This window comes from Candidatus Arsenophonus triatominarum (genome assembly GCF_001640365.1).
GTDB lineage: Bacteria > Pseudomonadota > Gammaproteobacteria > Enterobacterales > Enterobacteriaceae > Arsenophonus > Arsenophonus triatominarum.
Map to the genome: position 1 here is coordinate 1 of NZ_LWMI01000071.1, position 13358 is coordinate 13358.

Genomic DNA, 13358 nt, shown 5'->3' on the forward strand with positions numbered 1-13358 from the left:
ATTCTGTCGAACCACTTCAACCCAAGGGCTTGTGTAGTCTTTTGCGCTTTTCACTGTATCGCGTATCTTTTCCACGTCAGCGCGACTCATCACTTCAACAACCAGTTCACCGCTATTGAGTTTGGCGAAGGCATAGACTTTTACTACCTCATCACCATCAAAAAACGCTGGACGGTGGGTTAAATGCTCGCCGTTTTCATCAATCACATATTCAAACTCATCTTGTGAATAGACAACCTTTGCAATGATATTGGCTACCTGACCGGATTGACGGGCACGTTTCATAACACCGTCCACCATCGGCATGTAGACGGCTTTTTTCACAAATTGATTATTGACTTTGGTACTACGGACAATCAGAGCAGCTTCTCGTCCGTCAGGCATAAGTCCGTCTTTGGCGCAACGGGTTAAGGCCAGCACCAGTGATTGCTTATCGGCTTTTTGCAAATCCGCATTTTCAATCAATGCGGTTGCGGCGGTTCGGGTGAACTGCTCAGGCGTAACCTGAGCAGGTAACAGGGCTGCTATGCCTTGCTGCGTAATGACCGATTGCAAATTGGCATAGACGTTGTTCATGGTTTCCAGTCCGGTATTCATGCTACACCCTCTTCCATCATCAAAGCTTCTCTGCGTTTTCTATCCGCCTGTTTTGCCCAGAAAGGACGGGATATTTTGACTATTGGGTAGGTTTCTATGACGCTTTCTAGCATATCAATCACACGATTTACTTCGTATACGCCCTGCTCGCTATCTTCGTCGTCGGGTTCACAAAGTTTCACAGGAAAACGCCCATAAGCTGGGTTTTTGCCAATTGCACAGAAAGTGAAAGCTATCGCTTGACCAAATACCTGATTAGCAATCAGACGGTAAAATTCCGCTTGTATGTGATAACCAAACTCATCAACAGATTTCCCAAAACCTTGAAAATTGTCAGTCGTTTTCACATCCAACAAGAAAGGCTTATCTGAATAGATTCCCAACAAATCAGGACGAATTTTCAATAGCGTCCCCTTTTCCGTGCGATAGAAAATTGAAACCTCTGGTTCGCCGTTTTCGAGTAGCTCTTCAACCATTGGGTAAGCCAGCGCAGAATCACGCATCAATTGGATTGCCTCAAATTCCTCCTTTTTTAAAACAACCCTTGCCAATGTTAGATTTTTTTTCTCAAAATCGGATAGCGTTTTTTTGCCATCCTTTGTACGCAAATCCAGCTCAGGTGCAGAAACATATCTTAGCGGAAATTTCTCCGGCTCAAGAATAGCCGTATGTACCGCATCACCAATCAAAAACGCTCTTGTTTTTCCTTCCTGAACGGGTGCGTCCTTGTCCCAATCCAGCACAGCTATTGTCTCTGCCTTTTGCACCAACCTAATTTGCGTACTCGAATAACCGTTTGCCGCGTGATAGGTGCTATTTGACAAACGGCGAACAATCAAGTTCTCTGTGGGTTTCAACGCATCCACACAGCCGTTCAACATCTCAAGCGTGATATTTTCACCGCTCATGATTTTTCCGTTAACGGGAGGAAAAGCAGAGAAGATAGAGTTGTCGTCTATGTTTGTGACTTTTGAGTTAATTAATTGTTGCCCTTCTGTGTAATTATTAACCAATTCTTCAGGTACTATATTCGCCTCGCTTTTTTCCGCTTCTCCCACGTTTTCCACAGACATAACGACAGATTTAGTGGATAACTCATTATTTTTTCCACACTCAAAAAGATGAATCGCTATTTCCTTGATTTCGCTTAAAGAGATAGTTTTGTCTGCTTCCTGTATTTTCACAGACAACAATTCACGAAGATTGGTATATTGCTCAAAAATCTCTGGCTCTTCTGATGGATTGGCCAACAAATCCTCCGCATCGCGAATCTCGCCTTCGTCGTATTCTTCCTGAACCCCAAATATCGTGAGTAAAGCGCAAAACTGGTCTATGCCCTGTTTTTCGATAATATCCGTCTGTTTTTCGGTATTAGCGAGATACTCTTCAACGCTAATTTCTTCCAATCTGGGCGATTTGTAAAAACAGCAATTTGCGCCGTCAGTCTCAAAGATATGTTGAGAGGCCAATTTCTTGGCAGCTATTTTCGTTTCAGACGCAAGATAGATGAAATTTGTTGTCTTACCCTTCTCGTGGTCAACGTTAGTGATGATGGTTGCTTTGAAGTATTTCATGCCGCACCCCCAACTCGCTGGAGAATTCGGGCACGCTGACGACGGGTTAAATTGCGTGAGGTTCGAGCGAATAACTCGATGATTTGATTCGGTGCTTCACAGACAAGCACACGGAAGGTAGACTTTTTCATTAGCCTTACTCCTATTCATACTAGGTTTAGGGTTAGCTGGTAGTAAGAGGGGAAAACTCTTGCTATCAGCGATTACTCATCAATATTTATTGATTGAAGCATTTCTTTTGTAATTTTTTCATTTTCACTTTTTGAAAGTAAAATGGGTCCCTCAAATTTGCAATACGCTTTATTTGTTCTCCACGACTTCCATACGACATGTGGATTGAGTATATAAACATTTGTTTGACCAGATTTTAGAACATTAACAAAACCATCATTTTTCAAAACACTTATAGCTCTAGATACTGTAGCTCTACTTTTTTTTGTTACTTCCTCTAAAACTTTAGAGGAGCAAACTACAGCGTTTTTTCTGTTCATAAACTGACTTAAAAATAAAAAAATTTCGGCGGCAACTGGGTTACTCTGAACCAACGCCCTAACAGCATTAATGTTAGACTCCGCAAGCTGTATAAAAGGCGGATTTTTTCGCTCAGCTAGTATTTGCGACATATGCGAATCACCTGTGAAGAAATCTATTAATTTATGATACACCATGTTTCATAAATTACAAGCAATAATCACGATATTATTTTTATACCTCATGGTATGATGCATAACTGTCTCACCACATGATACATATGAATAAAAAAATCATTTAAAAACAACATAGTAAAATTACCCGTTTCTTATGTCTTTCACCACGGAGTTTCAGGCTTACTTTATATTTCAAGATGATCTTCCGCTTCCTCGTCGACGGTGTTCGGTGCTCGCAAGCTGCGCTCCGCCTCAACGTCTCCTGCGGTGAGCGGACTGAGTTAAGGAAAAACCGGATTTTCTTTAAAAAAAAACCAAAAAATCTTTTTAAAATTTAACGCCCACCGCTCGCCACAGCCAAGTGACCGAGCAACGCGAGCGAACGGGCGAGGAAGCGGAAGATAACCGGAAATTAAAGGGAACACAGTCACGCGAAAATCACAAAATACTAATTTCTTCCAATCTGGGCGATTTGTAAAAACAGCAATTTGCGCCGTCAGTCTCAAAGATATGTTGAGAAGCCAATTTCTTGGCAGCTATTTTCATCTCAGAGGAAAGATAGATGAAATTTGTTGTCTTACCCTTCTCGTGGTCAACGTTAGTGATGATAGTTGCTTTGAAGTATTTCATGCCGCACCCCCAACTCGCTGGAGAATTCGGGCACGCTGACGACGGGTTAAATTGCGTGAGGTTCGAACGAATAACTCGATGATTTGATTTTGCGCTTCAATTACGCGCACACGGAAGGTACTATTTCGCATAGCTCAACTCCTAGTCATCTTAGGTTTTGGGTTAGCTGATTGCAAGAGGTAACGACTCTTGTAGTCAGCGACTATAAAATCATTTCATCTCTGAAAATGTAATCTCTTCTGTTTTTCCGTTTTTGGTGTAGGTACTAACCCAAATGATGGATTGAACCCTATCCCAATCAACTTTAACTGCGTACTTCTTATTAACTCGAAATTCTCCTCGATTTACTCTTTCTATTAAACCAGCAGCTATTAACGCTTTAATATTGTTATTAAAGGCAGCTAAACTAGTATCATGTCTTTTACAAAATCTATCTTTTGCAGATTTACCATAAGATACTTCATTGTGATCATTCATATGTTTTAACATAAAATGAAATATGTTCATTTGAAGCCCAGTAACTCCCTTTACATTACATAGGTCATTTATATAAACCTTTATAAAATCAGGCTCTTGAGTTATTTCCCCTGTTTCTAGGTTTACATGTCTACGTCCCATATCGGCCTCATTTAAATAAATTTTAAAGTTAACTATAATAATAAAAAAAATTATTTCAAGTTTTTTTTAAAGTTATTAAATAAAAGTTTTCATATCCTAAAAATAACTTTTTTAATTATTAAAAATAATTATATAGTTATTAATAATGATTATTTAGTTATTAACATATAATCATATAGTTACCTTAACTAATTATATGATTACCAAAATTTATTTAAAATACTGATTTATATATAACTATTTATCTATCTTAGATTCTTTCTTGTTTTTCAGGAGTTACAAGACAACTCAGTAGCAACAAACTAATTTCCGCTTCCTCGTCGACGGTGTTCGGTGCTCGCAAGCTAAACTTAGAAAGAAAATTAAAAAATAATCCAAAAAATCCTTAAAATTAAAACGCCCACCGCTCGCCACAGCCAAGTGACCGAGCAACGCGAGCGAACGGGCGAGGAAGCGGAAGATAACCGGAAATTAAAGGGAACACAGTCACGCGAAAATCACAAAATACTAATTTCTTCCAATCTGGGCGATTTGTAAAAACAGCAATTTGCGCCGTCAGTCTCAAAGATATGTTGAGAGGCCAATTTCTTGGCAGCTATTTTCGTCTCAGAGGAAAGATAGATGAAATTTGTTGTCTTACCCTTCTCGTGGTCAACGTTAGTGATGATGGTTGCTTTGAAGTATTTCATGCCGCACCCCCAACTCGCTGGAGAATTCGGGCACGCTGACGAAGGGTTAAATTGCGTGAGGTTCGAACGAATAACTCGATGATTTGATTTTGCGCTTCAATTACGCGCACACGGAAGGTACTATTTCCCATAGTCCGACTCCTAGTACTGTTAGGGTTTGGATTAGCTAACTTTTGGGATCACCATTCCCATCAGTTAGCGACTAGTTTATAAAATTCTTTCTGTAGTAATTTCTCTACCGTCTTCTGAATATTTAATTTTTAATTCAAATGCTGATCTTTGTTCTATGATGGACTTCCATTCTCCCCTAGCAAAAAATTTAGGGTTGGCTAAATATTCATTTCCTCCCTCACTCAGAACAAATCCTTTTTTTACAAGAAGAGCCAATCTATTTCTTAGAGTCCCATCTTTAATACTAAGTTGGTCACACATTGATTTTCTATATCTGGTTGAAAGAGTCATATAACCATCATAATCGAGCTTTCTAAGCATAAGAAACAAGACGTTTTTTAATGAGTCAGGAACTTTAATCATTGAACATATATCATCAATATACATTTTCACATATGGCGGTTCAGATGAATAACGAGATAATGTTGTCTTTGATTCAGAAATTATTTCTCCAGTGTTTATATCCACAGTGTCTTTTTTTTGCTCATAAAATGCAGTTTTTATTCTCTTTTTAGTCACCATGTCTTGTCCGCATATGTCACTCTATATAACGTGACAATTTACATACAAAAATATACCTTGTCAATAAGGTATTTTAATACCTTTTTTAAAAGGTGTAAATGTATCTTTCAGAAGTTACAAGTGTAACTCCATAACGGTACATATATACCCTTGTGAAGTGATAAAAATAGATACAATCCCTTTTAATACATAGGATGGGTTATATATTGTTTTTAATCAGTACGAAATGCCAGACAACTAAATAGTAACAAACTAACCCCCCCTTCCTCGTTGACGCTATTTTGTACTCACAAGTGGCGCTCCGTTTCAACGTCTCCTGCGTTAAAAAAATCAAAAAATCTTTTCAAAACTTAACCCGCACCGCTCGCCACAGCCAAGTGACCGAGCAACGCGAGCGAACGGGCGAGGAAGCGGAAGATAACCGGAAATTAAAGGGAACACAGTCACGCGAAAATCACAAAATACTAATTTCTTCCAATCTGGGCGATTTGTAAAAACAGCAATTTGCGCCGTCAGTCTCAAAGATATGTTGAGAAGCCAATTTCTTGGCAGCTATTTTCATCTCAGAGGAAAGATAGATGAAATTTGTTGTCTTACCCTTCTCGTGGTCAACGTTAGTGATGATAGTTGCTTTGAAGTATTTCATGCCGCACCCCCAACTCGCTGGAGAATTCGGGCACGCTGACGACGGGTTAAATTGCGTGAGGTTCGAACGAATAACTCGATGATTTGATTTTGCGCTTCAATTACGCGCACACGGAAGGTACTATTTCGCATAGCTCAACTCCTAGTCATCTTAGGTTTTGGGTTAGCTGATTGCAAGAGGTAACGACTCTTGTAGTCAGCGACTATAAAATCATTTCATCTCTGAAAATGTAATCTCTTCTGTTTTTCCGTTTTTGGTGTAGGTACTAACCCAAATGATGGATTGAACCCTATCCCAATCAACTTTAACTGCGTACTTCTTATTAACTCGAAATTCTCCTCGATTTACTCTTTCTATTAAACCAGCAGCTATTAACGCTTTAATATTGTTATTAAAGGCAGCTAAACTAGTATCATGTCTTTTACAAAATCTATCTTTTGCAGATTTACCATAAGATACTTCATTGTGATCATTCATATGTTTTAACATAAAATGAAATATGTTCATTTGAAGCCCAGTAACTCCCTTTACATTACATAGGTCATTTATATAAACCTTTATAAAATCAGGCTCTTGAGTTATTTCCCCTGTTTCTAGGTTTACATGTCTACGTCCCATATCGGCCTCATTTAAATAAATTTTAAAGTTAACTATAATAATAAAAAAAATTATTTCAAGTTTTTTTTAAAGTTATTAAATAAAAGTTTTCATATCCTAAAAATAACTTTTTTAATTATTAAAAATAATTATATAGTTATTAATAATGATTATTTAGTTATTAACATATAATCATATAGTTACCTTAACTAATTATATGATTACCAAAATTTATTTAAAATACTGATTTATATATAACTATTTATCTATCTTAGATTCTTTCTTGTTTTTCAGGAGTTACAAGACAACTCAGTAGCAACAAACTAATTTCCGCTTCCTCGTCGACGGTGTTCGGTGCTCGCAAGCTAAACTTAGAAAGAAAATTAAAAAATAATCCAAAAAATCCTTAAAATTAAAACGCCCACCGCTCGCCACAGCCAAGTGACCGAGCAACGCGAGCGAACGGGCGAGGAAGCGGAAGATAACCGGAAATTAAAGGGAACACAGTCACGCGAAAATCACAAAATACTAATTTCTTCCAATCTGGGCGATTTGTAAAAACAGCAATTTGCGCCGTCAGTCTCAAAGATATGTTGAGAAGCCAATTTCTTGGCAGCTATTTTCATCTCAGAGGAAAGATAGATGAAATTTGTTGTCTTACCCTTCTCGTGGTCAACGTTAGTGATGATAGTTGCTTTGAAGTATTTCATGCCGCACCCCCAACTCGCTGGAGAATTCGGGCACGCTGACGACGGGTTAAATTGCGTGAGGTTCGAACGAATAACTCGATGATTTGATTTTGCGCTTCAATTACGCGCACACGGAAGGTACTATTTCGCATAGCTCAACTCCTAGTCATCTTAGGTTTTGGGTTAGCTGATTGCAAGAGGTAACGACTCTTGTAGTCAGCGACTATAAAATCATTTCATCTCTGAAAATGTAATCTCTTCTGTTTTTCCGTTTTTGGTGTAGGTACTAACCCAAATGATGGATTGAACCCTATCCCAATCAACTTTAACTGCGTACTTCTTATTAACTCGAAATTCTCCTCGATTTACTCTTTCTATTAAACCAGCAGCTATTAACGCTTTAATATTGTTATTAAAGGCAGCTAAACTAGTATCATGTCTTTTACAAAATCTATCTTTTGCAGATTTACCATAAGATACTTCATTGTGATCATTCATATGTTTTAACATAAAATGAAATATGTTCATTTGAAGCCCAGTAACTCCCTTTACATTACATAGGTCATTTATATAAACCTTTATAAAATCAGGCTCTTGAGTTATTTCCCCTGTTTCTAGGTTTACATGTCTACGTCCCATATCGGCCTCATTTAAATAAATTTTAAAGTTAACTATAATAATAAAAAAAATTATTTCAAGTTTTTTTTAAAGTTATTAAATAAAAGTTTTCATATCCTAAAAATAACTTTTTTAATTATTAAAAATAATTATATAGTTATTAATAATGATTATTTAGTTATTAACATATAATCATATAGTTACCTTAACTAATTATATGATTACCAAAATTTATTTAAAATACTGATTTATATATAACTATTTATCTATCTTAGATTCTTTCTTGTTTTTCAGGAGTTACAAGACAACTCAGTAGCAACAAACTAATTTCCGCTTCCTCGTCGACGGTGTTCGGTGCTCGCAAGCTAAACTTAGAAAGAAAATTAAAAAATAATCCAAAAAATCCTTAAAATTAAAACGCCCACCGCTCGCCACAGCCAAGTGACCGAGCAACGCGAGCGAACGGGCGAGGAAGCGGAAGATAACCGGAAATTAAAGGGAACACAGTCACGCGAAAATCACAAAATACTAATTTCTTCCAATCTGGGCGATTTGTAAAAACAGCAATTTGCGCCGTCAGTCTCAAAGATATGTTGAGAGGCCAATTTCTTGGCAGCTATTTTCGTCTCAGAGGAAAGATAGATGAAATTTGTTGTCTTACCCTTCTCGTGGTCAACGTTAGTGATGATGGTTGCTTTGAAGTATTTCATGCCGCACCCCCAACTCGCTGGAGAATTCGGGCACGCTGACGAAGGGTTAAATTGCGTGAGGTTCGAACGAATAACTCGATGATTTGATTTTGCGCTTCAATTACGCGCACACGGAAGGTACTATTTCCCATAGTCCGACTCCTAGTACTGTTAGGGTTTGGATTAGCTAACTTTTGGGATCACCATTCCCATCAGTTAGCGACTAGTTTATAAAATTCTTTCTGTAGTAATTTCTCTACCGTCTTCTGAATATTTAATTTTTAATTCAAATGCTGATCTTTGTTCTATGATGGACTTCCATTCTCCCCTAGCAAAAAATTTAGGGTTGGCTAAATATTCATTTCCTCCCTCACTCAGAACAAATCCTTTTTTTACAAGAAGAGCCAATCTATTTCTTAGAGTCCCATCTTTAATACTAAGTTGGTCACACATTGATTTTCTATATCTGGTTGAAAGAGTCATATAACCATCATAATCGAGCTTTCTAAGCATAAGAAACAAGACGTTTTTTAATGAGTCAGGAACTTTAATCATTGAACATATATCATCAATATACATTTTCACATATGGCGGTTCAGATGAATAACGAGATAATGTTGTCTTTGATTCAGAAATTATTTCTCCAGTGTTTATATCCACAGTGTCTTTTTTTTGCTCATAAAATGCAGTTTTTATTCTCTTTTTAGTCACCATGTCTTGTCCGCATATGTCACTCTATATAACGTGACAATTTACATACAAAAATATACCTTGTCAATAAGGTATTTTAATACCTTTTTTAAAAGGTGTAAATGTATCTTTCAGAAGTTACAAGTGTAACTCCATAACGGTACATATATACCCTTGTGAAGTGATAAAAATAGATACAATCCCTTTAATACATAGGATGGGTTATATATTGTTTTTAATCAGTACGAAATGCCAGACAACTAAATAGTAACAAACTAACCCCCCCTTCCTCGTTGACGCTATTTTGTACTCACAAGTGGCGCTCCGTTTCAACGTCTCCTGCGTTAAAAAAATCAAAAAATCTTTTCAAAACTTAACCCGCACCGCTCGCCACAGCCAAGTGACCGAGCAACGCGAGCGAACGGGCGAGGAAGCGGAAGATAACCGGAAATTAAAGGGAACACAGTCACGCGAAAATCACAAAATACTAATTTCTTCCAATCTGGGCGATTTGTAAAAACAGCAATTTGCGCCGTCAGTCTCAAAGATATGTTGAGAAGCCAATTTCTTGGCAGCTATTTTCATCTCAGAGGAAAGATAGATGAAATTTGTTGTCTTACCCTTCTCGTGGTCAACGTTAGTGATGATAGTTGCTTTGAAGTATTTCATGCCGCACCCCCAACTCGCTGGAGAATTCGGGCACGCTGACGACGGGTTAAATTGCGTGAGGTTCGAACGAATAACTCGATGATTTGATTTTGCGCTTCAATTACGCGCACACGGAAGGTACTATTTCGCATAGCTCAACTCCTAGTCATCTTAGGTTTTGGGTTAGCTGATTGCAAGAGGTAACGACTCTTGTAGTCAGCGACTATAAAATCATTTCATCTCTGAAAATGTAATCTCTTCTGTTTTTCCGTTTTTGGTGTAGGTACTAACCCAAATGATGGATTGAACCCTATCCCAATCAACTTTAACTGCGTACTTCTTATTAACTCGAAATTCTCCTCGATTTACTCTTTCTATTAAACCAGCAGCTATTAACGCTTTAATATTGTTATTAAAGGCAGCTAAACTAGTATCATGTCTTTTACAAAATCTATCTTTTGCAGATTTACCATAAGATACTTCATTGTGATCATTCATATGTTTTAACATAAAATGAAATATGTTCATTTGAAGCCCAGTAACTCCCTTTACATTACATAGGTCATTTATATAAACCTTTATAAAATCAGGCTCTTGAGTTATTTCCCCTGTTTCTAGGTTTACATGTCTACGTCCCATATCGGCCTCATTTAAATAAATTTTAAAGTTAACTATAATAATAAAAAAATTATTTCAAGTTTTTTTTAAAGTTATTAAATAAAAGTTTTCATATCCTAAAAATAACTTTTTTAATTATTAAAAATAATTATATAGTTATTAATAATGATTATTTAGTTATTAACATATAATCATATAGTTACCTTAACTAATTATATGATTACCAAAATTTATTTAAAATACTGATTTATATATAACTATTTATCTATCTTAGATTCTTTCTTGTTTTTCAGGAGTTACAAGACAACTCAGTAGCAACAAACTAATTTCCGCTTCCTCGTCGACGGTGTTCGGTGCTCGCAAGCTAAACTTAGAAAGAAAATTAAAAAATAATCCAAAAAATCCTTAAAATTAAAACGCCCACCGCTCGCCACAGCCAAGTGACCGAGCAACGCGAGCGAACGGGCGAGGAAGCGGAAGATAACCGGAAATTAAAGGGAACACAGTCACGCGAAAATCACAAAATACTAATTTCTTCCAATCTGGGCGATTTGTAAAAACAGCAATTTGCGCCGTCAGTCTCAAAGATATGTTGAGAGGCCAATTTCTTGGCAGCTATTTTCGTCTCAGAGGAAAGATAGATGAAATTTGTTGTCTTACCCTTCTCGTGGTCAACGTTAGTGATGATGGTTGCTTTGAAGTATTTCATGCCGCACCCCCAACTCGCTGGAGAATTCGGGCACGCTGACGAAGGGTTAAATTGCGTGAGGTTCGAACGAATAACTCGATGATTTGATTTTGCGCTTCAATTACGCGCACACGGAAGGTACTATTTCCCATAGTCCGACTCCTAGTACTGTTAGGGTTTGGATTAGCTAACTTTTGGGATCACCATTCCCATCAGTTAGCGACTAGTTTATAAAATTCTTTCTGTAGTAATTTCTCTACCGTCTTCTGAATATTTAATTTTTAATTCAAATGCTGATCTTTGTTCTATGATGGACTTCCATTCTCCCCTAGCAAAAAATTTAGGGTTGGCTAAATATTCATTTCCTCCCTCACTCAGAACAAATCCTTTTTTTACAAGAAGAGCCAATCTATTTCTTAGAGTCCCATCTTTAATACTAAGTTGGTCACACATTGATTTTCTATATCTGGTTGAAAGAGTCATATAACCATCATAATCGAGCTTTCTAAGCATAAGAAACAAGACGTTTTTTAATGAGTCAGGAACTTTAATCATTGAACATATATCATCAATATACATTTTCACATATGGCGGTTCAGATGAATAACGAGATAATGTTGTCTTTGATTCAGAAATTATTTCTCCAGTGTTTATATCCACAGTGTCTTTTTTTTGCTCATAAAATGCAGTTTTTATTCTCTTTTTAGTCACCATGTCTTGTCCGCATATGTCACTCTATATAACGTGACAATTTACATACAAAAATATACCTTGTCAATAAGGTATTTTAATACCTTTTTTAAAAGGTGTAAATGTATCTTTCAGAAGTTACAAGTGTAACTCCATAACGGTACATATATACCCTTGTGAAGTGATAAAAATAGATACAATCCCTTTTAATACATAGGATGGGTTATATATTGTTTTTAATCAGTACGAAATGCCAGACAACTAAATAGTAACAAACTAACCCCCCCTTCCTCGTTGACGCTATTTTGTACTCACAAGTGGCGCTCCGTTTCAACGTCTCCTGCGTTAAAAAAATCAAAAAATCTTTTCAAAACTTAACCCGCACCGCTCGCCACAGCCAAGTGACCGAGCAACGCGAGCGAACGGGCGAGGAAGCGGAAGATAACCGGAAATTAAAGGGAACACAGTCACGCGAAAATCACAAAATACTAATTTCTTCCAATCTGGGCGATTTGTAAAAACAGCAGTTTGCGCCGTCCGTTTTAAAGATATGTTGAGAGGCCAATTTCTTGGCAGCTATTTTCGTCTCAGAGGAAAGATAGATGAAATTTGTTGTCTTACCCTTCTCGTGGTCAACGTTAGTGATGATGGTTGCTTTGAAGTATTTCATGCCGCACCCCCAACTCGCTGGAGAATTCGGGCACGCTGACGAAGGGTTAAATTGCGGGATTCTTCAACAAACAACTTAATTATGTTATTCGGTGCTTCACAGACAAGCACGCGGAAGGTAGACTTTTTCATTAGCCTTACTCCTAGTTACCGTAGGTTTGGGTTAGCTCTGTGTAGGTGTTACAGCACTTACATGGAGCGACTACATCAATATTATAGCAACAAAAAATAAAGTCAATTTTTTGTTGCTTTTTTTGTCAAATTACTATTATCATTGCAGATTAAAGGAGAAATTTATGTCAAAAAAAATAGTCTATGATGATTATGTATCTATAAGAATTCCAAGAGAAGTGAAAGAAAGGATAGATAAATAAGAATGATTAAAAAATCACAAGGACATGATAAATATAGATTAATTGATGCAGTTATAGAAGCAACTAATATGTTAGAAGAATCACTATCAGAAAAAAATTAAACGACTTTTGCTACGGCTATTATTAAGTAATAATAAATAGAATGGTTTTTTTAATAGTGAAATTCAACAGTAATAAAAACAACTAACTGATATATAGAATTTATATAAATTTATGATTCTATAAACTTCAATTTTATCCACAGAAAAACGCTACGGCTATAACGACTTTTTGCTACGGCTATAACGACTTTTT

General features: G+C 36.8%; 18 protein-coding genes. All 18 read right to left on the reverse strand.

Annotated features, from left to right (window positions below; translation table 11 throughout):
* Positions 1-597: recombinase RecT (locus AYJ55_RS22910; protein WP_187153371.1), on the reverse strand; the 597-nt coding region annotated here is incomplete at its 3' end.
* Complete coding sequence (locus AYJ55_RS22915; RefSeq protein WP_063658055.1) at positions 594-2171, reverse strand: PD-(D/E)XK nuclease-like domain-containing protein; 1578 nt, start codon at positions 2169-2171, stop codon at positions 594-596. The genes AYJ55_RS22910 and AYJ55_RS22915, both read right to left, overlap by 4 nt.
* A gap of 203 nt (positions 2172-2374) precedes the next feature.
* Positions 2375-2794 (reverse strand): helix-turn-helix domain-containing protein, encoded by a 420-nt coding sequence (locus tag AYJ55_RS22920; protein ID WP_063657759.1) that lies wholly within the window; start codon positions 2792-2794, stop codon positions 2375-2377.
* Positions 2795-3256: 462 nt separating this feature from the next.
* Complete coding sequence (locus AYJ55_RS22925; RefSeq protein WP_063657704.1) at positions 3257-3448, reverse strand: hypothetical protein; 192 nt, start codon at positions 3446-3448, stop codon at positions 3257-3259.
* A gap of 210 nt (positions 3449-3658) precedes the next feature.
* Entirely contained in the window at positions 3659-4066 is a 408-nt protein-coding gene (locus tag AYJ55_RS22930; RefSeq protein WP_063657714.1) for a replication/maintenance protein RepL, read from the reverse strand.
* 497 nt (positions 4067-4563) lie between these two features.
* On the reverse strand, positions 4564-4755 hold the full coding sequence (locus AYJ55_RS22935) for a hypothetical protein (protein WP_063657713.1): 192 nt from the start codon (positions 4753-4755) through the stop codon (positions 4564-4566).
* A 207-nt stretch (positions 4756-4962) separates the two neighbouring features.
* Positions 4963-5445 (reverse strand): replication/maintenance protein RepL, encoded by a 483-nt coding sequence (locus AYJ55_RS22940; protein WP_187153343.1) that lies wholly within the window; start codon positions 5443-5445, stop codon positions 4963-4965.
* A 457-nt stretch (positions 5446-5902) separates the two neighbouring features.
* Positions 5903-6094 carry a hypothetical protein gene (locus AYJ55_RS22945; protein WP_063657704.1) on the reverse strand — a complete coding sequence of 64 codons (192 nt, stop codon included), beginning with the start codon at positions 6092-6094 and terminating at the stop codon, positions 5903-5905.
* Positions 6095-6304: 210 nt separating this feature from the next.
* A complete protein-coding gene (locus AYJ55_RS22950) occupies positions 6305-6712 on the reverse strand; it encodes a replication/maintenance protein RepL (protein ID WP_063657714.1) in 408 nt (135 codons plus the stop codon).
* Positions 6713-7209: 497 nt separating this feature from the next.
* Positions 7210-7401 (reverse strand): hypothetical protein, encoded by a 192-nt coding sequence (locus tag AYJ55_RS22955; protein ID WP_063657704.1) that lies wholly within the window; start codon positions 7399-7401, stop codon positions 7210-7212.
* 210 nt (positions 7402-7611) lie between these two features.
* On the reverse strand, positions 7612-8019 hold the full coding sequence (locus AYJ55_RS22960) for a replication/maintenance protein RepL (RefSeq protein WP_063657714.1): 408 nt from the start codon (positions 8017-8019) through the stop codon (positions 7612-7614).
* Between the two features lie 497 nt (positions 8020-8516).
* On the reverse strand, positions 8517-8708 hold the full coding sequence (locus tag AYJ55_RS22965; protein WP_063657713.1) for a hypothetical protein: 192 nt from the start codon (positions 8706-8708) through the stop codon (positions 8517-8519).
* A gap of 207 nt (positions 8709-8915) precedes the next feature.
* Positions 8916-9398 (reverse strand): replication/maintenance protein RepL, encoded by a 483-nt coding sequence (locus tag AYJ55_RS22970; RefSeq protein WP_187153343.1) that lies wholly within the window; start codon positions 9396-9398, stop codon positions 8916-8918.
* Positions 9399-9854: 456 nt separating this feature from the next.
* Complete coding sequence (locus AYJ55_RS22975; RefSeq protein WP_063657704.1) at positions 9855-10046, reverse strand: hypothetical protein; 192 nt, start codon at positions 10044-10046, stop codon at positions 9855-9857.
* A gap of 210 nt (positions 10047-10256) precedes the next feature.
* Entirely contained in the window at positions 10257-10664 is a 408-nt protein-coding gene (locus AYJ55_RS22980; RefSeq protein ID WP_063657714.1) for a replication/maintenance protein RepL, read from the reverse strand.
* Between the two features lie 496 nt (positions 10665-11160).
* Positions 11161-11352 carry a hypothetical protein gene (locus AYJ55_RS22985; protein WP_063657713.1) on the reverse strand — a complete coding sequence of 64 codons (192 nt, stop codon included), beginning with the start codon at positions 11350-11352 and terminating at the stop codon, positions 11161-11163.
* A 207-nt stretch (positions 11353-11559) separates the two neighbouring features.
* Positions 11560-12042, reverse strand: coding sequence for a replication/maintenance protein RepL (locus tag AYJ55_RS22990; protein WP_187153343.1), 483 nt, complete (start codon positions 12040-12042; stop codon positions 11560-11562).
* Between the two features lie 457 nt (positions 12043-12499).
* A complete protein-coding gene (locus AYJ55_RS22995; protein WP_063657711.1) occupies positions 12500-12691 on the reverse strand; it encodes a hypothetical protein in 192 nt (63 codons plus the stop codon).
* Positions 12692-13358: the final 667 nt, after the last annotated feature.